The sequence below is a fragment of the Niveibacterium umoris genome (assembly GCF_014197015.1).
Classification (GTDB): Bacteria; Pseudomonadota; Gammaproteobacteria; order Burkholderiales; family Rhodocyclaceae; genus Niveibacterium; species Niveibacterium umoris.
The window spans coordinates 65,670-86,166 of the sequence record NZ_JACIET010000003.1; the positions used below are offsets into that span (position 1 = coordinate 65,670).

General features: G+C 66.3%; 20 protein-coding genes. 14 read left to right on the top strand and 6 right to left on the bottom strand.

Features of this window, described 5'->3' with window-relative positions:
• The 4 genes from GGR36_RS19695 (at position 1) to ribD (ending at position 3,653) form a co-directional block, all read left to right on the top strand.
• Positions 1–633, top strand: coding sequence for a histidine phosphatase family protein (locus GGR36_RS19695; protein WP_183637485.1), 633 nt, complete (start codon positions 1–3; stop codon positions 631–633).
• Positions 634–732: 99 nt separating this feature from the next.
• Positions 733–1,983 carry a serine hydroxymethyltransferase gene (gene glyA / locus GGR36_RS19700; protein WP_183637488.1) on the top strand — a complete coding sequence of 417 codons (1,251 nt, stop codon included), beginning with the start codon at positions 733–735 and terminating at the stop codon, positions 1,981–1,983.
• 90 nt (positions 1,984–2,073) lie between these two features.
• The gene (gene nrdR / locus GGR36_RS19705; RefSeq protein WP_183637490.1) at positions 2,074–2,562 is read left to right on the top strand and encodes a transcriptional regulator NrdR; all 489 of its coding nucleotides are present in this window, start codon (positions 2,074–2,076) and stop codon (positions 2,560–2,562) included.
• On the top strand, positions 2,559–3,653 hold the full coding sequence (ribD, locus tag GGR36_RS19710; protein WP_207064550.1) for a bifunctional diaminohydroxyphosphoribosylaminopyrimidine deaminase/5-amino-6-(5-phosphoribosylamino)uracil reductase RibD: 1,095 nt from the start codon (positions 2,559–2,561) through the stop codon (positions 3,651–3,653). Before nrdR ends, ribD begins: the two co-directional genes overlap by 4 nt.
• A gap of 12 nt (positions 3,654–3,665) precedes the next feature.
• Here the strand turns inward: ribD and GGR36_RS19715 are convergent, their stop codons facing one another.
• The 5 genes from GGR36_RS19715 to gpmA all read right to left on the bottom strand — a co-directional run bounded on the left by GGR36_RS19715 (position 3,666) and on the right by gpmA (position 8,511).
• Complete coding sequence (locus GGR36_RS19715) at positions 3,666–4,421, bottom strand: HesA/MoeB/ThiF family protein (protein WP_183637493.1); 756 nt, start codon at positions 4,419–4,421, stop codon at positions 3,666–3,668.
• Positions 4,422–4,489: 68 nt separating this feature from the next.
• Positions 4,490–4,951 (bottom strand): hypothetical protein, encoded by a 462-nt coding sequence (locus GGR36_RS19720; RefSeq protein ID WP_338086727.1) that lies wholly within the window; start codon positions 4,949–4,951, stop codon positions 4,490–4,492.
• A 32-nt stretch (positions 4,952–4,983) separates the two neighbouring features.
• Positions 4,984–6,387, bottom strand: a complete 1,404-nt coding sequence (locus GGR36_RS19725) for a S41 family peptidase (RefSeq protein ID WP_183637861.1) — start codon at positions 6,385–6,387, stop codon at positions 4,984–4,986.
• A gap of 44 nt (positions 6,388–6,431) precedes the next feature.
• Entirely contained in the window at positions 6,432–7,751 is a 1,320-nt protein-coding gene (locus GGR36_RS19730; RefSeq protein ID WP_183637496.1) for a peptidoglycan DD-metalloendopeptidase family protein, read from the bottom strand.
• A 13-nt stretch (positions 7,752–7,764) separates the two neighbouring features.
• On the bottom strand, positions 7,765–8,511 hold the full coding sequence (gene gpmA, locus GGR36_RS19735) for a 2,3-diphosphoglycerate-dependent phosphoglycerate mutase (RefSeq protein WP_183637499.1): 747 nt from the start codon (positions 8,509–8,511) through the stop codon (positions 7,765–7,767).
• 153 nt (positions 8,512–8,664) lie between these two features.
• On the opposite strand from gpmA, the gene GGR36_RS19740 reads away from it, so the two are divergent.
• From GGR36_RS19740 to GGR36_RS19760, 5 genes are all read left to right on the top strand, one after another.
• Positions 8,665–9,078 (top strand): rhodanese-like domain-containing protein, encoded by a 414-nt coding sequence (locus GGR36_RS19740; RefSeq protein ID WP_183637502.1) that lies wholly within the window; start codon positions 8,665–8,667, stop codon positions 9,076–9,078.
• Between the two features lie 10 nt (positions 9,079–9,088).
• Complete coding sequence (grxC, locus tag GGR36_RS19745) at positions 9,089–9,355, top strand: glutaredoxin 3 (protein WP_207064548.1); 267 nt, start codon at positions 9,089–9,091, stop codon at positions 9,353–9,355.
• An 87-nt stretch (positions 9,356–9,442) separates the two neighbouring features.
• Positions 9,443–9,904, top strand: a complete 462-nt coding sequence (secB, locus tag GGR36_RS19750; protein WP_183637505.1) for a protein-export chaperone SecB — start codon at positions 9,443–9,445, stop codon at positions 9,902–9,904.
• Positions 9,905–9,910: 6 nt separating this feature from the next.
• Positions 9,911–10,351 carry an SH3 domain-containing protein gene (locus GGR36_RS19755; protein WP_183637508.1) on the top strand — a complete coding sequence of 147 codons (441 nt, stop codon included), beginning with the start codon at positions 9,911–9,913 and terminating at the stop codon, positions 10,349–10,351.
• A 20-nt stretch (positions 10,352–10,371) separates the two neighbouring features.
• On the top strand, positions 10,372–11,358 hold the full coding sequence (locus GGR36_RS19760; protein WP_183637511.1) for an NAD(P)H-dependent glycerol-3-phosphate dehydrogenase: 987 nt from the start codon (positions 10,372–10,374) through the stop codon (positions 11,356–11,358).
• A gap of 3 nt (positions 11,359–11,361) precedes the next feature.
• Here the strand turns inward: GGR36_RS19760 and GGR36_RS19765 are convergent, their stop codons facing one another.
• Positions 11,362–12,351 carry a substrate-binding domain-containing protein gene (locus tag GGR36_RS19765; RefSeq protein WP_183637528.1) on the bottom strand — a complete coding sequence of 330 codons (990 nt, stop codon included), beginning with the start codon at positions 12,349–12,351 and terminating at the stop codon, positions 11,362–11,364.
• A 206-nt stretch (positions 12,352–12,557) separates the two neighbouring features.
• On the opposite strand from GGR36_RS19765, the gene ptsP reads away from it, so the two are divergent.
• From ptsP to GGR36_RS19790, 5 genes are all read left to right on the top strand, one after another.
• Positions 12,558–15,041 carry a phosphoenolpyruvate--protein phosphotransferase gene (gene ptsP, locus GGR36_RS19770; RefSeq protein ID WP_183637531.1) on the top strand — a complete coding sequence of 828 codons (2,484 nt, stop codon included), beginning with the start codon at positions 12,558–12,560 and terminating at the stop codon, positions 15,039–15,041.
• On the top strand, positions 15,038–16,009 hold the full coding sequence (gene pfkB / locus GGR36_RS19775; RefSeq protein WP_183637534.1) for a 1-phosphofructokinase: 972 nt from the start codon (positions 15,038–15,040) through the stop codon (positions 16,007–16,009). The genes ptsP and pfkB overlap by 4 nt, the downstream gene beginning before the upstream one ends.
• A 37-nt stretch (positions 16,010–16,046) precedes the next feature.
• Positions 16,047–17,792, top strand: a complete 1,746-nt coding sequence (locus tag GGR36_RS19780; RefSeq protein WP_183637537.1) for a PTS fructose-like transporter subunit IIB — start codon at positions 16,047–16,049, stop codon at positions 17,790–17,792.
• Between the two features lie 125 nt (positions 17,793–17,917).
• Positions 17,918–19,264, top strand: a complete 1,347-nt coding sequence (gene chrA / locus GGR36_RS19785) for a chromate efflux transporter (RefSeq protein WP_183637540.1) — start codon at positions 17,918–17,920, stop codon at positions 19,262–19,264.
• Positions 19,255–20,496 carry an MFS transporter gene (locus GGR36_RS19790; RefSeq protein ID WP_242533461.1) on the top strand — a complete coding sequence of 414 codons (1,242 nt, stop codon included), beginning with the start codon at positions 19,255–19,257 and terminating at the stop codon, positions 20,494–20,496. The genes chrA and GGR36_RS19790 overlap by 10 nt, the downstream gene beginning before the upstream one ends.
• Position 20,497: the final 1 nt, after the last annotated feature.

Genomic DNA, 20,497 nt, shown 5'->3' on the forward strand with positions numbered 1-20,497 from the left:
ATGACTGCCCGCATCTGCCTGATCCGCCACGGCGAGACCGACTGGAACGTCGCCCGCCGCATCCAGGGCCACACCGATATCCCGCTCAACCATACCGGCCAGGAGCAGGCACGCCTGCTCGCGCAAAGCCTCGCCGACGAGCGCTTCGATGCGATCTACGCCAGCGATCTGTCGCGCGCCCGCCAGACGGCTGAAGCCGTTGCGCATCGTCTGCACATGTCGGTGCGGCTCGATCCGCACTGGCGCGAACGGCACTACGGCAGTTTCCAGGCGCTCACCTACGACGAGGCCCGCGAGCGCTACCCCGACGCCTATGCCCGCTTCGAGGCGCGGGTGCCGGACGCTGACTTTCCAGGCGGCGGCGAGAGCCTGCATGTGTTCCTTGAGCGGGTGCGCAAGGCGCTTGACCGGATCGCCGACGCGCATCCGGGCGGCCGGGTGCTGGTCGCCACGCACGGCGGCGTGCTCGACATGGCCCACCGGGTGGCAACCGATCTACCGCTCGAAAAGCGGCGCGACTTCCCGATCAGCAATGCCACCGTAAACTGGCTGATGCGCGAAGACGGCGACTGGCGCATCCTGGTCTGGGATGAACGCAGCCATCTCGATCAGGCGCTCGACGAGCTTCCCTGAGCCCCGCCACGCCATGCCGCGCCGCAAAAAACCTGAGGAAACAAGCACCTGACGCGTGCTAAAATCCGCGTTTTACCCCACAGCCAGACCCACATCGCCATGTTCTCAAAGCAGCAGACACTCGCCAAAGTCGATCCGGAACTCTGGGCCGCGATCGAAGCGGAAAACCGCCGCCAGGAAGATCACATCGAGCTGATCGCCTCCGAAAACTACGTCAGCGCTGCGGTGATGGAAGCCCAGGGCTCCCAGCTCACCAACAAGTACGCTGAAGGCTATCCGGGCAAGCGCTACTACGGTGGCTGCGAGCATGTGGACGTGGTCGAACAACTGGCCATCGATCGCCTGAAGAAGGTCTTCGGCGCCGACGCCGCCAACGTGCAGCCGAACTCCGGCTCGCAGGCCAACCAGGCTGTGCTGATGGCCTTCGCCAAGCCTGGCGACACGATCATGGGCATGAGCCTCGCCGAAGGGGGCCACCTGACGCACGGCATGCCGCTGAACATGTCGGGCAAGTGGTTCAACGTCGTTGCCTACGGCCTCAACGAAAAGGAAGAGATCGACTACGACGCAATGGAAGCGCTGGCGCGTGAGCACAAGCCGCGCATCATCGTTGCCGGCGCGTCGGCCTACTCGCTGCGTATCGATTTCGAACGCTTCGCCAAGATCGCCAAGGAAGTCGGCGCGATCTTCTGGGTCGACATGGCGCACTACGCCGGCCTGATCGCCGCCGGGTTCTACCCGAACCCGGTGCCGCACGCCGACGTCGTCACCTCGACCACGCACAAGACCCTGCGCGGCCCGCGCGGTGGCGTGATCCTGATGAAGGCCGAGCACGAAAAGGCGATCAACTCCGCCATCTTCCCCGGCCTGCAGGGCGGCCCGCTCGAGCATGTCATCGCCGCGAAGGCGGTGGCCTTCAAGGAGGCGCTGACGCCTGCGTTCCGCGACTACCAGGAACAGGTCATCAACAACGCCCGTGTGATGGCACGCGTGCTGGGCGAAGTGCGCGGTCTGCGCATCGTCTCCGGTGGCACTGACAGCCACCTCTTCCTGGTCGACCTGCGCGCCAAGAAAATCACCGGCAAGGATGCCGAGGCCGCACTGGGCCGTGCGCACATCACCGTCAACAAGAATGCGATTCCCAAGGATCCGGAGAAGCCCTTCGTCACCAGCGGCATCCGTATCGGCTCGCCGGCGATGACCACCCGCGGTTTCACCGAGATCGAGGCCGAGCGCGTCGCGCATCTGATCGCCGACGTGCTCGACGCCCCGACCGACGAGGCCGTGCTGGCCCGCGTGCGCGAAGAAGTGTCGGCGCTGTGCAAGAAGTTCCCGGTGTACGGCGCGTGACGAGCACGCCTCGACCCCGCTAGACTCGACGGGCGCCGCATTGCGGCGCCCGTTTCACATCCAGAACCCGATCGCGAGCGCCGACACCTCATGAAATGTCCCTTCTGCAGCACGCCGTCCACGCAGGTTACCGACACCCGTGAGAACGACGAAGGCGATATCGTCCGCCGCCGCCGCCGCTGCCTTGCCTGCGACAAGCGTTTCACCACCTACGAGCGGATCGAGTTGCGCATGCCGCAGGTCGTCAAGCGCAACGGCAGCCGCACCGAATACGACCACGAGAAGCTGCGCGCCAGCATGAAACTCGCGCTGCGCAAGCGGCCAGTAACTGCGGAAAGCGTCGATTCGGCGATCAGCCGCATTGAGGAAAAGCTGCTCTCGCTGGGCGAGCGCGAGATCCCGAGCGAGAAGCTCGGCGAACTGGTGATGCGCGAATTGCGCAAACTCGACAAGATCGCCTACATCCGGTTCGCCTCGGTGTATCGGAACTTCGAAGACGCCGAGGAATTCTCGGAAGTCATCCGCGAACTCAGCGCCCGCGCGCCGACCCGCGCCCGCAAACCCAAGGCCGGCGAGTGAGTTTCAGCGGCGACGACCATCGCTACATGGCGCGCGCCCTGCAGTTGGCAGAGCGCAGCCGCTACATCACCTCGCCCAATCCGCGCGTCGGCTGTGTGATCGTCCGCGATGGCAGCATCGTCGGTGAAGGCTGGACACAGCCTGCAGGCCAGAACCATGCCGAGGTCCAGGCACTTGCCGACGCGGCGGCGCGCGGCGAAGACGTCCGTGGTGCGACCGCCTACGTCACGCTGGAACCCTGCAGCCACTTCGGCCGCACCCCGCCTTGCGCCGATGCGCTGGTGCGCGCCGGTCTCGCCCGCGTCGTGTCGGCGATGGAAGATCCGAACCCGCTGGTCAGCGGCAACGGGCTGCGCCGCCTCAACGAAGCGGGCATCGAAACCGCCAGCGGCCTGCTCGCCGGCGAGGCGCGCGAACTCAATGCCGGATTCGTCTCGCGCATGACGCGCGGGCGCCCCTGGGTGCGCGTGAAGATCGCCGCATCGGCGGACGGCCGCACGGCATTGGCCAACGGGCAGAGCCAATGGATCACCAGCGCCGCCGCGCGACGCGACGTGCACCACTGGCGCGCCAGTGCCTGCGCGGTGCTGACCGGCATCGGCACCGTTCTGGCGGACAACCCCTTGCTCACGGTGCGCGAAGTCGAGACCACGCGCCAGCCGATCCGAATCGTGGTGGATGCACGGCTCGATACGCCGCCGGACGCCGCCATGCTCGGCTGCGGCACCGTCTGGATCGCCTGCGCCGACGACACCGGCCCCCGCGCCGATGCCTTGCGGGCTGCAGGCGCGGAGCTGATCCGCTGCCCTGCCGTGGATGGCCGCATCGACCTCGCCGCGCTGATGCCGCTGCTGGGCGAACGCCACATCAACGAACTGATGGTCGAAGCGGGCGCGCGGCTGTCCGGCGGCGTGATCAGCGCGCGACTTGCCGACGAGATCCTGCTCTACCTTGCGCCCTGCCTGATGGGCGACACCGCGCGGAGTCTCGCCACCCTGCCGCAGATTCCGTCGATGGCGGACGTCCCGCGAATGCGCTGGATGGATGTGCGCAAGATGGGTGAAGACCTGCGGCTCGTCTTGCGCCCTTAGCGCGCGAATCGACTACACCCCACGCGACCCGCACATCAGACAACCCGGATCGCGCGGATAGCGCACCTCGCGCCAGCGCATCGCCAGCGCATCGAGCAACAGCAAGCGCCCGACCAGCGCCTCGCCGCAGCCGGCGAGCAGTTTGAGCGCTTCGGCCGCCTGGGTCGTGCCGATGATGCCGGTGAGCGGCGCGAACACTCCTGTCACTGCGCAGCGCAACTCTTCCAGTGCCTCGCCTTCGGGGAACAGGCAGTGGTAGCAGGGGGCATCGTCGCGGCGCAGGTCGAACACACTGACCTGACCATCGAAGCGGATTGCAGCGCCGGAAACGAGCGGCTTGCGGTAACGCACGCAGGCGCGATTCACCGCGTGCCGCGTTGCGAAGTTGTCGCAACAATCGAGCACCAGGTCGGCCTCGGCGACAGCCCGATCGAGCACATCACCCTCCAGCCGGGCCTGAACGGCCACGACGCTGACCTCCGGATTCAGTGCATTCAGCGCCCTGGCGCCGGATGCCACCTTCGCCTCGCCCACCGTCGCTTGCGTGTGCAGGATCTGGCGCTGCAGATTCGTCAGGTCGACCTCGTCGCCATCCGCCAACACGATCGTCCCGACCCCTGCCGAAGCGAGGTAGAGCGCGGCAGGGGAACCGAGCCCCCCGGCGCCGACCACCAGGACGCGCGCCTTGCAGATCGCAGCCTGTCCGGCGATGTCGATCTCCGGCAGCAGGATGTGGCGGGAGTAGCGCAACAGTTGTTCGTCGTTCATCGATGGTTCCGCAAAACAGAACGGCGCGGAAAACTGCCGCGCCGTTCGATGGGTACGCCGCCGAATTGCTACTTGTATTCGCGCAGCTCGGCCGGCGTATCGTCGTGATCGCCGTGGAGGTGGTGTTCCCAGGCCTTCACATAGACCTCGTTCGACTGCTTGATCAGGCGCTCAGGGGAGCGCAGGTTATGCAACTGAGTCTCTTCGCAGTAGCGCACCAGGGCATTGAATAGGCGGGTGTACAGCGAGGGATCAAGGTGAAACCCCATGCTGTGCAACAGGGTTTCCACCTCTTCGAGAGAGTGGTCGACCAGCGAGTAGGTGATCCAGATCGAATCGCGGCGCAGCCCGCGCTCAACGGCGAGGCCAGGTACGGCCGACAGGCGCTGTACCGCCCGTTCCGCCTGCCCTTCGGGCAGACGCTGGAAGCGCACTTCGCGCCGTTTGCGCAGCGATTCCTCGTCGCAATTGAGGCGGCGGACCCCGTGTTTCCTGCCGGCGAGCCGGTAAGCCTTGTCGCGTTCCAACATGGCCAATCCCCCTTTTGCTACCGGCGCCGCACTCAGCGCGCTTGCTGGACGATCTGCATGCCCTTCAGCACATTGAGCGCTTGCGCCAGTTGATGGTCATTCTTGCCACCGATCTCGAACGGGGCGAGCGGTGCGTCCTGCTCGTCACCGTCCTTCTCTTTGCCCTTCGGGTTCGACGGCTTCGCCTTCGCGCTCGGCTCGGCCTTCGGCGGTGCTGCTTCCGGATTGCCCCCCGGCGTTTCAAGGTGGTGATCGAGATCCGCTTCGCGCAGACGCTGGAACGAGCCGTTCGGGGTGTCGTCCACCACGATGTCCGGCACGATGCCCTTGGCCTGGATCGAGCGTCCGCTCGGCGTGTAGTAACGCGCCGTGGTGAGCTTGATCGCCGTGTTGCCGGCAAGCGGCAGGATGCTCTGTACAGAGCCCTTGCCAAAGGTCTGGGTGCCGACCACCACTGCGCGTTTGTGGTCCTGCAGCGCGCCTGCAACGATTTCGGATGCCGAGGCGCTGGCGCCATTCACCAGCACCACCATCGGCGCGTTCTTCGCCGACGCAGGCAGCGCCTTGAGGAAATCGTCCTTGCTGCCGCGCAGGTAGTCCTGCGGTGCGACATAGAATTTATGGCGCGAATCGTCGGTACGGCCGTCGGTCGACACCACCAGGGTCTGCGACGGCAGGAATGCCCCAGAGACACCGACGGCGGCATGCAGCAGGCCGCCCGGGTCGTTGCGCAGATCCAGCACGATCGCCTTGATGCCCTGCTTGTCGAGCTTGGTGAGCTCCTTGGCGATCGCCGGCGCGGTGTTTTCCTGGAACTGCGCAACGCGCAGGTAGGCGATACCCGGCTCGACCATGCGCGCCTTGACGCTCTGAACCTGGATGACTTCACGCGTCAGGGTCAGTTCGATCGGCTTGCTCTCACCCTTGCGTGCGATGGTCAGCTTGATCGTGGTCTTGGGCTTGCCACGCATCTTCTTCACCGCGTCGTTGAGCGTCATGCCCTTCACCGCGGTGTCATCGAGCTTGATGATCAGGTCACCCGGACGGACGCCCGCGCGGAAGGCCGGCGTATCCTCGATCGGCGAGATTACCTTGACGAAGCCGTCTTCCATGCCGACTTCGATGCCCAGCCCGCCGAATTCGCCCTGCGTGCCAACCTGCAGATCCTTGTATGCCTCGGGATCAAGGTAGGTGGAATGCGGATCAAGCCCCGACAGCATGCCGCTGATCGCGCTGGTGATGAGCTTCTTGTCATCCACCGGCTCGACGTAGCCTTGCTTGATTGCGTTGAAGACTTCGGCGAACGAACGCAATTCCTCCACCGGCAGGGGCGCAGCAGCCTCTTTGTTCGCGCTGGCGGAATAGTTGAGGCTCAGCGCCACCCCGGCGCACAAGCCCACCATCACCAGCCCGGCTTGCTGCAACTTGCTGCGGATTTTCGTTTCGTTTGCCATCTGAATCTCTGAGTTTGCGACGCCGCTCACCGGCTGGCGACCCACTTCGCGGGGTCCTGAGCCTGACCGTGATGCCTGATTTCAAAGTATAAACCCGATTCCTCGCTCCCCCCGCTCGCACCAATGCTTGCGATCGGGTCGCCCGCCTTGACCTGCGAGCCGGCGGGCTTGTAGAGCGCCTCGTTGTTGCCGTAGACGGTCATGTAGCCGTCACCGTGATCGACGATCACCAGGTTGCCAAAGCCCCGCAGCCAGTCGGCATAGACGACCCGACCGGCGGCCACCGCACGCACGTCACCGGCGCCAGCGCGGATGAAAACGCCCTTCCACTGCGTCCCGCCGTCTGCCCTTGGAGCACCGAAGCGTCCCACAAGTTCGCCTCGCACCGGCCATTTGAGGCGGCCCTTGAGCGTGCCAAACGCGACCTCAGGGATTGATGCATCCGCCGCCTCGTCTGCTTTACCGATCACTGGTTCCACCGCAGCGCTTTGCGCCGACGCCGGCGGCGTTGCGGCGGGCCCCGTCGCGGACGGTTTTGCGGTGGCTGGCGCAGTGGCTTGCGTCGGCGACGCAGGGCGCGTCTTGGCCGGCTTTTTCGGCGGAGGCAGTCTGGCCAGCCCGTCGATCAGCTTGCCCAGGCGCTGCTCGTTCTGCTTGAGGGAGCTGACCTCGCGCCGTTGCGTACGCAGCTTGTCCTGGATCCGTGCCAGCACCTCGGCACGTTTCTTCTGCTCCGTCTGGAGTTGAGCCGTTTCCTTTGCTTGCTCGCGTTCGAGCGCGGCGACTTCCTCACGACGCTGCTTGACCTCTTCGATCAGGCGCTCATGCTCAGCCAGCGTCTTGCGCGCGTTCTCGATCTCGGCGCGGCGCACCTCGGCCAGCCGTTCAAGGTAGTAGGCGTCGCGGGCAATCTGGTTCGGATCATCGGCGCCCAGCAGCGTGCGCGTTCCGGCGCGACGCCCGAAAACATAGTAGCGGTACAAGGTCTCGCCGAGCGCCTTGCGCTGCGCATTCAGCCGGGCGGCGACAGCATCGCGCTCGGCCTCGCGGGCGCGAATCTCGGCCTCCACCGCGATACGTTCCGAGGCTATTTCGCGCAGACGACGACGCGCAGCCGAAATGGCTTTCTCGGAATCCGACAGCTCGTCGGCCGCTTCGCTGCGCGAGGCCTCGGCAGCGGCAATTTCGTCCTGCAGCGCACGAATGCGTTGGTGCAGTTGATCGAGATCGGCCTTGCGCGCCTCGACCTCGGATGTGGCATGCCCTGCCGGACATGCAGCATTGGCAAACAAAAAGGCGAGGAGCGCCGCAGCGCACCTCGCCCCGATCAGCAGGGAGCGGATCACAGAGCAGCCGGTCTTACTTGGCCTTGCCCTGATTCGCAACGGCAGCAGCCGCAGCAGCAATCACATCCGGATCGGCCAGATAGTAGTGCTTGATCGGCTTCAGATCGGCGTCGAGTTCATATACGAGCGGCTGCGCCGTCGGGATGTTCAGCTCGAGGATCTCGGCTTCCGACATGTTGTCGAGGTACTTGATCAGGGCACGCAGGCTGTTGCCGTGGGCGGCGATGATCACGCGCTTGCCAGCCTTCACTTCCGGGGCGATTGTTTCAAGCCAGTACGGCACGAAACGGGCAACCGTATCCTTCAGGCACTCGGTGCGGGGGAACTCGGCAGCCGGCAGGTCGTGGTAGCGCGGATCATTGGTGTTCAGGCGCGCGTCGCCTTCTTCCAGCGCGGGCGGCGGCACGTCGTAGGAACGACGCCAGATCTTGACTTGCTCGTCGCCGAACTTGGCGGCGGTTTCACCCTTGTCCAGGCCTTGCAGCGCACCGTAGTGACGCTCGTTCAGGCGCCACGAGTGCACCACCGGCAGCCACAGCTGGTCGATTTCTTCGAGCACCGTGTTGAGCGTCTTGTTGGCGCGCTTGAGCACCGACGTGAACGCGAGGTCAAAGGAGTAGCCCTTTTCCTTCAGGAGCTGACCCGCGGTCTTGGCTTCCTCGACACCCTTGGGCGTCAGATCGACGTCGGTCCAGCCGGTGAAGCGGTTTTCGAGGTTCCAGGTGGACTCACCATGGCGCATCAGAACGATCTTGTACATGCAGACTCCTGAGACACGTTTTTTAGGGGGAAGGATCCGCAGCGCCCGCCGCCGGGTGGAAATCCGGCAAAAGGCGTCCAGTGCGAGATGATGGTATTTTATCGGATTAGGCCGTCGCGGTTCCCGCTTTTAGGTCGCTTTCTGAGTTGGATCATGGAGTTCATCAAGCAAAACATTTTCCTGGTGGTCATCACCATCGTCTCCGGCGGCATGCTGATTGCCGAACTGTTGCGCGGCCGGGGCGGCGCCAGTGGCCTTTCGCCGGTCGAGGCAACGCTGCTGATCAACCGCGAGAACGCGGTCGTGATCGATGTGCGCGAAGCCGCCGAGTTCGCGACCGGACATCTGCCCAATGCCAAGAATTTCCCGCTCGGCGAGCTTGAGAAGCGCAGCGCCGAAATCACCAAACTGGCCAAGAACAAGCCGGTCATTCTCGTCTGCCAGAGCGGTGCGCGCTCGGGCCGAGCGATGGACACGCTGAAGGCCGCCGGCCTGGAAAAGGTCTTCAACCTCGCTGGCGGCATTGCGCTCTGGCGCAAGGACAACCACCCGGTCGTCAAGGCCTGAGGCAATTGCGATGGCGAAAGTCGTGATGTACGCCACCGCGGTCTGTCCCTACTGCGTTCGGGCCGAGCAGCTGCTGCGGCGCAAGGGCGTGGCCGAGATCGAGAAGATCCGCATCGACCTGGACTCGGCACAGCGCGAGATCATGATGCAGATCACCGGTCGTCGCACCGTCCCTCAGATCTTCATCAATGAAGCACATGTTGGCGGCTGCGACGATTTGTATGCGCTCGAGCACGAAGGCAGACTCGACGCGCTGCTCGCCGGCACGGGCGCGTAAGAATCGTCGGGCATAATCCGCAATCCAGATGCAGGCCCCAAAGCCCGCGTCGCAATTTCATACCTAACCACACCAGGCAGTCCAAAAATGAGCGAACAAGCACAACCGTCCTTCTCGATCGAAAAGCTGTACGTCAAGGATCTCTCGATCGAAGTCCCGAACGCCCCGCAGATCTTCCTCGACCGCGAGACCCCGCAGGTCAACGTCGAACTGAGCACCGGCGCCAACAAGATCGACGAGGGCTACTACAACGTGACCGTCAACGTCACGGTCAAGGCCACCTCGGGTGAGAAGACGGTCTTCCTGGTCGAAGTCGCGCAGTGCGGCGTGTTCCAGATCCGCAACTTCCCGGAAGCCGACATCGAGCCGGTGACCCAGATCGGTTGCGCCAACATCCTGTTCCCGTACGCCCGCGAAGCCGTCTCCGACGCAATCGCCCGCGCCGGCTTCCAGCCGATCCTGCTGGCACCGGTGAACTTCGAATCCCTCTACCAGGCCCGTCTTGAGCAGCAGAAGCAAGGCGCCGGCAGCGACGTGGTGATTCAGTAACCGCGCATGCGCACCCTCGCAGCCTGGCTGTCCGTCGCCGCGATCGCCTTCCCGGGCGCCGCGGCGGCGCTTGAATTCCGTTCGGTTTCCGAGGCCGCCGTCCTGTACGACGCACCGTCGAAACAGGGCAAGAAGCTCTTCGTGATCCAGACCGGCACGCCGGTCGAAGTCATCGTTGGACTCGACCAGTGGACCAAGGTGCGCGACGCCGCGGGCACCATCGCCTGGATCGAACGCAAGTCGCTCGCCGCAGCGCGCACGGTAATCGTCACTGCGCCGACGGCCGAAGTGCATGAGCAGGCCGACGCCGCCAGCCCCCTCGTCTTCCGCGCTGAAAAAGACGTGCTGCTGGAATTCGGCGAGAAGCTCTCGTCGGGCTGGGTACGCGTCAAACATCGCGACGGCACCTCCGGCTTTGCGCGCGCACAGGACGTCTGGGGCGAGTAAGGCCCGATGAGCGCTCACGCATGAGTCGCATCGCCATTCTCGGCGCAGGCGCCTGGGGCTCCGCGCTGGCAATCAGTTTCGCCGGGCGCCACTCGATTGCGCTGTGGGGTCGCGAAAGCGATCTGCAGGCGGAAATGCGCACCACGCGGACCAATCGGCTATTGCCTGGGGCGCACCTGCCCGCGGCTGTCGACATCGTCGACACGCAGGCAGAAGCCTTTACCGGCGCAGACCTCGTACTGATCGTCACGCCCACGGCAGGCCTGCGCGATTGCCTGCGCGCCACAGCACAAGCCAATCCGGCACTCCCGGTAATCTGGGCCTGCAAGGGCCTTGAGGCGGGTACCGGCAAGTTGCCGCATGACATCGCGGCCGAGGAACTCGGTGCGGACCATCCGGTCGCGGTGCTCACCGGCCCGAGTTTCGCGCTCGAAGTCGCCGCCGGCCTGCCCGGCGCCGTCACACTGGCCGGCACCGACATCGGCTTTGCCACGCACTGGGCCGCCCAGTTGCACCACAACCGGCTGCGCATCTATGCGGCCGACGACATCATTGGCGCTGAAGTCAGCGGCGCAGTGAAGAACGTGCTCGCGATCGCCACCGGCATCTGCGATGGCATGGGCTTCGGCCTCAACGCCCGTGCCGCCCTGATCACCCGCGGGCTTGCCGAAATCACCCGCTTTGGCCTCGCACTGGGCGGCCGACGCGAGACCTTCAGCGGCCTTGCCGGCGTCGGTGACCTCATCCTGACCTGTACTGGCGATCTGTCGCGGAACCGCCGCGTCGGGCTCGCGCTGGCGGAAGGCCGTCAGCTCGACGAGATCCTCGCCACGCTCGGCCATGTCGCGGAAGGCGTACCCACCGCGCGCGAAGTCGCCGCCAGAGCCCGCGAAGCGGGCGTCGACATGCCGATCACCGCGGCGGTCGATGCGGTGCTGCACCAGGGCCTACCCGCTCGCGAAGCCGTCGAACGACTGCTCGCCCGCGACCCCAAGATCGAAGGCTGAGCCTCAGGCTGCACGCGCAACAGTCGAGCCACGCTCGACCAGTTCGCCGCGCAACATCACCCGGCGTTGCGTCTGGGCCGGCTGGGCGATACGCGCCAGCAGCAGTTCAATCGCAGCGTGCCCGATGTCGTAGGTGGGCTGCGCGATCACCGTGAATCCAGGCTCGACCAGGCGCGCCCACGGCAAATCATCAAAGCCGGCGACCGCGACGTCGCGCGGACACACGAGCCCCGATTCACGCACCGCTTCCGCCACGCCGAGCAGCACCAGACCGTTGCTGGCGATGATCGCGTCCGGTGGTTCCGCGCTCCCAAGCAGATGCAATGCCCGCGCACGGGCGTCGGCCGCGGCCGGACGCAGCGCGATGCCGGTGCGCGACAACCCCGCTCGCAGCATTGCCACTTCGTAGCCTTCATGGCGCTGGCGGCCGGTCGCACTGGCCTCGCCATACAGGCAGGCGATGTGTCGATAGCCGCGTTCGAGCAGGTGCTCGGTCAGTCGCCGTGCGGCATCGAAGTTGTCCAGCGTCACCGCATCGGCATCGGTGTCGCGTTCGCAGCGGTCGACCAGCACCACCGGGAATCCGTAGTCGGCAGCGTTGAAGCGCTCCAGCAGCGTCAGCGTTGGCGACAGGATCACGCCGCTGACGTTCTCGTTGCGCATCAGGTCGAGATAGAAGGCTTCCTTCGCCGGGTCCTCGTCGGCGTTGCACAGGATCACCCGCAGGCCCCGTTCGTAGGCCATGTCCTCCACCGCCCGGCTGATATCGGTGAAGAAGGGGTTACGGATGTCGGACACGATCAGCCCGATCATGTCGGTGCGGCGCGAGCGCAGGCGTCGCGCGGCGAGATCGGGCCGATAGTCGAGCGCTTTCACGGCGGCCAGCACGCGCGCACGGGTTTCCTCGCTCACCTTGTCCTGCCCGGAAAGCACCCGCGAGACCGAGGCCACCGAGACCCCCGCTTCCCGCGCCACGTCCACAATTCGCGCCACAGACACCTCCGTAATCGATTACAGGCTGATTCTGCCTGAACTTGCCAGTGCGTGGCGATCCAGCCGACATTCCAGCACCCTGTCAGCCCGTTCCACACAGCGCGGACGCTGAGGCTCAAGCGCGATAAAAAAATTTTCTTGCGATATGCAATGTAATCGATTACAACTACATCATCAGATCGTTACAGAAACCTGAGGAGGCAAGGATGGAAACGATTACTTCGCGCACGGTGTGCTTGAATGCGCAAGCGCCAGACAAGGCGACCGCGATCCAGATCGCCGGTCAGATGCTGGTGGACGCCGGCTACATCGAACCCGGCTACATCGACAGCTTTGCGAAGCGCGAAGCGGTCGCGAACACCCTGCTCGGCGCCGGCGTCGCCATCCCCCACGGCATGGTCGACGACCGCCACCTGATCCGCGCCACCGGCGTCGCCGTGGTGCAGGTACGCGACGGTGTGCAGTGGAAGGAAGGCGAAAGCGCCCGTCTGGTCGTCGCGATCGCCGCGCAGTCGGACGAGCACATTGCCCTGCTGCGTCGCCTGACGCGCCTGATGCAGCATCCCGGCGGGATCGACCGACTGGTCACCACCGACGACCCGCAATTGATCGTGTCAGCGCTGGGCGATGCGCCGACCGAGAGCGCCTTCCCGGCGCCGGCCGTGCTGGAATGGCCTGCCGACGCAGAGCAAACCTGGACGGTGGACTACCCGAACGGCCTGCATGCCCGCCCGGCCACCCGCTGGGTCGAGACGGCGCGACGCTTTGGCTGCGAATTGCGCGTCTTCAAGGGTGGTGAATTCGCCGATGCGCGTGCGCTGACCGGCCTGCTGTCGCTGGGCATTACCCACGGCACCGAGATCCGCTTCGCCGCGCGCGGCATGCAGGCCGAATCGGCTGTCGCGGCGATGGTCTCCCTCGCGCAAACGCTGTCGGCCGAGGAAAAGGCGGATGCCGAGCGCGCCAAGCGCAATGCCCTCGCCGCGCGTCGCCTTGCGCCCGAATGGACGCCGGCCGGCACACCGCAAACGTTCTATGGACTGGGTGCGAGCCCCGGCCTGGCGGTCGGCACACTGGTCAAGCATCAGGCGCGTCGCCTCGATGTCTGCGACGAACCCACCGACGTGATCGCCGATGGTGAATCGCTCGAGCGCGCGATTCTCGCCGTCGATACCGACTTGCAGACGCTCGGCGCAGACGCGCAAGCGCGCCTCGGGGCCGCGCAGGGCGCCATCTTCAATGCCCACCGCGAGTTGTTGAAAGACGCCGATCTGCTGCGCGGCGCGATCGCGCTGATCCTGCGTGGGCACGGGCCGGCCTGGGCATGGCAGCAGGTGCTGCTGGGTCGCATCCAGGGCCTGCAGGCGTTGGGCGATCCATTGCTCGCAGCGCGTGCGACCGACTTGCGCGACGTCGGCGAGCAGGTGCTCGAACGCCTTCTCGGCTTGCAGCGCCAGCGCCTGGTGCTGACCACGCCGACCATTCTGGTGGCCGAAGACCTCACGCCCTCCGACACGCTGCAGCTCGACATGCGCTTCATCGTCGGCCTTGCGATCAGCGGCGGCGGACCGACCTCGCACACCGCCATCCTCGCCCGTACCCTGGGCCTGCCCGCCATCGTCGCTGCCGGCCCGGCGCTGCTGGAAACCGCTGACGGCCGGCGCGCCGTCATCGACGGCAGCAGCGGCGCGCTCTATGTGGATATCGCGGCGGGCGACCTCGAATCTGCCGAACGCGTGATCGCCCGCCAGCGTGCCGCGCGCGAAGCCCTGCGCGAACTGCGCCACCAGCCTGCCATGACGCCCGACGGTCATCGCGTCGAAATTGCCGCCAACGTTGCCAACGCAAAACAGGCAGAGGGTGCGGTAGAGGCCGGCGCAGAAGCAATCGGCCTGATGCGCACCGAATTCCTGTTCCTCGAACGCGACACCGCGCCCGACGAAGAAGAGCAGTACAAGGTCTATCGCGACATGGTCGCGGTCATGGCAGGTCGCCCATTGATCATCCGCACGCTCGACATCGGCGGCGACAAGCAGGTGCCCTACCTGAACCTGACCAAGGAAGAGAACCCCTTCCTTGGCGTGCGCGGCGCCCGGCTGCTGCTTGTCCGCCAGGACTTGCTCTACACCCAGTTGCGCGCGCTCTATCGCGCCGCCAAGCATGGCCCGATCAAGATCATGTTCCCGATGGTCACCCACACCGGCGAGGTCGAAGCCCTGCGCGTGCATTGCGCACGCGCCCGTGCCCAGGTCGATGGCCCGGTGGTGCCGATCGGCATCATGGTGGAAGTACCCGCCGTCGCGGTGATGGCCGACCGATTCGCGCCGCTGGTCGACTTCTTCTCGATCGGCACCAACGACCTGACCCAATACACGCTGGCGATCGACCGACAGCACCCCGAACTCGCCGCGCAGGCCGACAGCCTCCATCCGGCCGTGCTCGAACTGATCGGCAACACGGTACGGGCCGCGCGAGCACACCAGACCTGGGTCGGTGTCTGCGGCGGTCTGGCGGGTGATCCGCTCGGCGCGCGCATCCTCACCGGGCTGGGTGTCGACGAACTCTCGATGAGCGCGCAGGACATCGCTGCGGTGAAAGCCGCGCTGCGCGCCGAGAACTACACCGCGATGCAGGCGCTCGCCAAGCGCGCGCTGGCCTGCACAACCGCCGAGGAGGTGCGTGCGCTATGAGCATCCCTCGCATCCCGGCCGTACTCACGGTCACCTTGAACCCGGCGCTCGACCACACGATCGAGGTCGACAGCCTGGCCCTCGGCGAGGTGAATCGTGCCCTCAGCATGCAGGTGGACGTGGGCGGCAAGGGCATCAACGTCGCCTCCTGCCTCGCCGACTTTGGCGTCGCTACCGGTGTGACCGGCCAACTGGGGCGCGACAACGTCGCGCTCTTCGAAGCCCTGTTCGCCGCCAAGCGCATCGACAACCGCTTCGCCTATCTGGACGGGCTCACCCGCATCAATACCAAGCTGGTCGACCGCCGCAGCCGACAGACCACCGACATCAACATGCCCGGCCCCACCTTCGATGCTGGCGGTGCAGAAGCACTGCTGGGCCAGATCGAGCTTGAGATCGCCACACTGATGCCGGCCTGCCGCTGGGTGGTGCTGGCCGGCAGCCTGCCCCCGGGGCTCCCGGCCGACAGCTACGCGAGGATGGCCCGCACCGCCCGCCGCCACGGTGCCCGCGTGGTGCTGGATGCCAGCGGCGCAGCCCTGCGCGCCGCGATTGCAGCAGGGGTAACGATCGCGAAGCCGAATCGCGCCGAGTTGTCGGAACTGGTCGGCGAACCGCTGCCGACACCGGGCGCCGTACTGCAGGCCGCGCGCGCCCTGATTGCAGCCGAGCACGGGCCGCAACAGGTTGTCGTGTCGATGGGCGGCGACGGTGCGCTGTTCGTCACCGCGCATGAGGCGCTGCACGCGCATCCGGCCGACATCACGCCGCTGTCCACCGTCGGCGCGGGTGACGCCATGGTCGCCGGCATCGTTGCCGGTGCCATCGAAACCCTGCCGCTGGCCGAACAGGCACAGCTGGCCACCGCGTTCTCGGCGGCCAAACTCGCCCGCCTCGGCCCGCACCTGCCATCCGCAGGCGCCGTCCGCGAACTTGCCCGCAGCATCCGCATCACCGCCGCCCGCTGAACCACACATACAGACACACCACACGAGGAGATCCACCATGTCACGTATCGTTGCCGTGACCGCATGCCCCACCGGCATCGCGCACACATTCATGGCCGCAGAAGCGCTGGAGCAGGCCGCTGCCGCGCTTGGCCACAGCATCAAGGTCGAAACCCAGGGCTCGGTCGGCACCCGTAACCAGCTCGACGCGAACGACATCGCATCGGCCGAACTGGTCATCATCGCCGCCGACACACAAGTGGCGAAGGAGCGCTTCGCCGGCAAACGCATTGTTGAAGTCGCCACCGCGCCCGCGATCCGCGATGCGCAAGGCCTGATCCGCACTGCACTCAGTGCCACCCCGGCCCCCTCACCCGCGGCCCCGACGGCGACGCCACGCGCGGCCCATGGCGGGCCGCAAATCGTCGCCATCACCTCCTGCCCCACCGGCATCGCGCATACCTTCATGGCAGCCGAAGGGCTCGAAGGCGGCGCCAAGGCGGTCGGTTACACGATCAAGGTCGAGACCCAGGGCTCGGTCGGCGCGCAGAACGCACTGACGGCTGATGAAATCGCGAATGCCGAGATCGTCGTGATCGCGGCCGACACCAAGGTCGACAAAAGCCGCTTTGCCGGCAAGCGCATCTACGAGACCAACACCAAGGCCGCCATCAACGACGGCGCGGCCCTGATCCGCACTGCGCTGACCGAAGCACGCGTCGGCGCCGCCGCTGACATGGCCGACAAGGTGAAGGATGTGAAGGCCCAGCAATCGGCCGCGCGCACCGGTGCCTACAAGCACTTGATGACCGGCGTGTCCTTCATGATTCCCTTCGTCGTCGCGGGCGGCCTGCTGATCGCACTCGGCTTCGCACTGGGCGGCATCTATGTGTATGACGACGCACACAAGGGCACGCTGGGCTGGACGCTGTTCACGATCGGCGCGAAGAGCGGCTTTGCGCTGATGGTGCCGATCCTCGCCGGCTACATCGCACACTCGATCGCGGATCGCCCCGGCCTCGCGCCCGGCATGATCGGCGGCATGATCGCCGCGTCGATCGGCTCAGGCTTCCTCGGCGGTATCGCCGCGGGCTTCCTCGCCGGCTACACGGTGAAATTCCTTAACGACAAGATCCAGCTCGGCCGCAACCTCGACGGCCTCAAGCCGGTGTTGATCCTGCCGCTGCTCGGCACCACCATCGTCGGCCTGCTGATGTACTACGTGGTCGGCGAGCCGGTGGCTGCAGTGCTCGGGGCGATTACCGCATGGCTCAAGGGCCTGCAGGGTTCGAGCGCGGTGTTCCTTGGCCTGCTGCTCGGTTCGATGATGGCCTTCGACATGGGCGGACCGATCAACAAGGCGGCCTACGCCTTCGCCACCGGCCTGCTCGGTAGCGATGTGTTCGCACCGATGGCCGCGGTGATGGCAGCCGGCATGACGCCGCCGTTGGGCATCGCGCTCGCGACGATGCTGTTCAAGAACCGCTTCTCGGAAGACGAACGCGAAGCAGGCAAGGCCACCGCAGTGCTCGGCATCTCCTTCATCACCGAAGGCGCGATCCCCTTCGCGGCGAAGGACCCGCTGCGCGTGATCCCGGCACTGATGGCGGGTTCAGCCACCGCTGGCGCGCTGTCGATGGTGCTGGGCTGCACGCTGCGCGTGCCGCACGGCGGCGTGTTCGTGCTGCCGATTCCGAATGCGGTGGGCAACCTCGGCGGCTACATCCTCGCGCTGGTCGCGGGCACCGCGGTCACCGCCGTGGCGCTGTATGCGCTGAAGAAGCCGGTGGAAGCCACCGCCTGACGCAGCACTTCACGCAAGCCAACGCCCGCCGGCTAAAACCGGTGGGCGTTTTCCGTTCTGCGGGCGACAATCTCGCGCATACGATCCGGGCCACGTCGAGCCTGGACAATCCGTGAGCCCCCGACATGACGCACGCCTCACCCTCCGCCGCGCCGCCAGCGGTCAGCTTCCGCGAAGCCTTCCTGTTCTGGCTGAAGCTCGGCTTCATCAGCTTCGGTGGCCCCGCCGGGCAGGTTGCGATCATGCATGCGGAACTGGTCGAGCGCCGCCGCTGGATCTCCGAGCGCCGCTTCCTGCATGCACTGAACTACTGCATGGTGCTGCCCGGCCCCGAGGCGCAGCAACTGGCGACCTACATCGGCTGGCTGATGCACCGCACCTGGGGCGGCATCGTGGCGGGCGCGCTGTTCGTGCTGCCTTCGCTGCTGATCCTGATCGCGCTGTCGTGGGTCTACATCGCCTTCGGCAATGTGCCGCTGGTCGCCGGGCTGTTCTACGGCATCAAGCCGGCCGTTACCGCAATCGTGGTGCAGGCGGCCCATCGCATCGGGTCGCGGGCACTGAAGAACAGCATCCTGTGGGGCATCGCGGCCGCGTCCTTCGTCGCGATCTTCGCGCTGAACCTGCCCTTCCCGACCATCGTCGCGGCCGCGGCGCTGATCGGGTACTTCGGCGGCCGCGTGGCGCCTGAAACATTCAAGACCGGCGGCGGACACGGCAGTGCGCAGAAATCGTACGGCTTGGCGCTGATCGACGACGACACGCCTACGCCGCCGCATGCGCGCTTCCGCTGGGGCAGGCTGATGAGCATTGCGATCGTTGGCGCCGCGCTATGGCTGATCCCGATGGGCCTGCTGGCCTTGCACTTCGGCTGGCGTCACGATCTGACGCAGATGGGCTGGTTCTTCACCAAGGCCGCGCTGCTGACCTTCGGCGGCGCCTACGCGGTGCTGCCGTACGTCTACCAGGGTGCCGTCACCCACTACGGCTGGCTGACGCCGACGCAGATGATCGACGGGCTCGCGCTGGGTGAAACGACGCCCGGGCCGCTGATCATGGTGGTGGCCTTCGTCGGTTTTGTCGGCGGCTATGTGAAGGCGGTGTTCGGCCCCGACAGCCTGTTCCTCGCCGGCGCGGTGGCCGCCACGCTGGTGACCTGGTTCACCTTCCTGCCGTCCTTCCTCTTCATCCTCGCAGGCGGGCCGCTGGTCGAAGCGACGCACAACGACCTGAAGTTCACCGCGCCACTCACCGCCATCACGGCAGCGGTGGTCGGCGTGATCCTCAACCTTGCGCTGTTCTTCGGCTACCACGTGCTGTGGCCGGCCGGGTTCTCGGGCCGCTTCGATGCGATATCAGCGGCCATTGCGGTTGCGGCTGCGATCGCCCTGTTCCGCTTCAAGCGCAATGTGATCCATGTGATCGGCGCTTGCGCCTTGCTCGGCCTGCTGGTGAAACTGGCTTGGGGCTGATCCGGCGCCTGCTGCTGCCCGACGGCGCCGAGCCGGCGGCCTTGCCGCTGCTCTGCGGGCGCGCGCTGCGTGCTCTCGTCGACGGCTATGTTGCGGTGCTGCTGCCGGCCTACCTGATCGCGCTCGGTTTCGGCACCTGGGAGGTGGGCGTCCTGGCGACCACCACGCTGGCGGGCTCCGCGCTTGCCACGCTGGCCCTCGGCGCGTGGGGGCACCGCTTCCACCACGCAGACCTGTTGCGCGCGACGGCCTTGCTGATGGCCGCGACCGGTTTTGCCTTCGCGCTGGGATCGGCCTACTGGCCACTGCTGCTGGTGGCCTTCGTCGGGACGCTCAATCCAAGCTCCGGCGATGTCAGCGTCTTCCTGCCGCTGGAACATGCCCGCCTCGCCGACGCTGCGCAGGGCCCGGCGCGCACCACCTTGTTCGCGCGTTACAGCCTGCTCGGTGCGCTGTTCGCCGCCCTCGGCGCGCTGGCTGCCGGCGCGCCAGACTGGCTGGCCCAGCACACGACCCTGTCGCGAGTGAGTGCCCTGCGGGCGATGTTCTTCGGGTATGGCGTGGTGGGCCTTGGCGTGTGGTGGTTGTACCGCCGCCTGCCGGCACCGCACGCGGGCGCGCCGCGCCAACCAGCCGCGCTGAGTACCTCCCGCCCGGTGGTGCTGCGGCTGGCCGCGCTGTTCTCGATCGACTCATTCGCCGGTGGTCTGGTGATCAATGCCTTGCTCGCGCTCTGGCTGTTCCGCCGCTTCGATCTCTCGCTGACTGCTGCAGGCTCGTTCTTCTTCTGGGCAGGGCTGGCCTCGGCAGCCTCGCAGCTTGTCGCCCCACTTCTGGCGCGCCGCATTGGCCTCTTGAACACCATGGTGTTCACGCACATTCCCGCCAGCCTGTGCCTGATCGCTGCCGCCTTCGCCCCGCAGGTGGAAGTCGCCCTTGCGCTGATGCTGCTGCGCAGTCTGCTATCGCAGATGGACGTGCCGGCGCGCGGCGCCTTCGTGATGGCGGTGGTCACACCCGAAGAGCGCACCGCGGCAGCCAGTTTCACCGCGGTGCCGCGCAGCCTCGCCGCCGCCGCAAGCCCGGCGCTGGGTGGCGCGCTGTTCGCCGCTGGCTGGCTGGCCGCGCCGCTGGTGGCCTGCGGCGTGCTGAAGATCAGCTACGACCTTGCGCTGTGGTTCGCCTTCCGGCGCGTGGCCGCCCACCATGGCACCGCCACCTCAGCCGACTGAA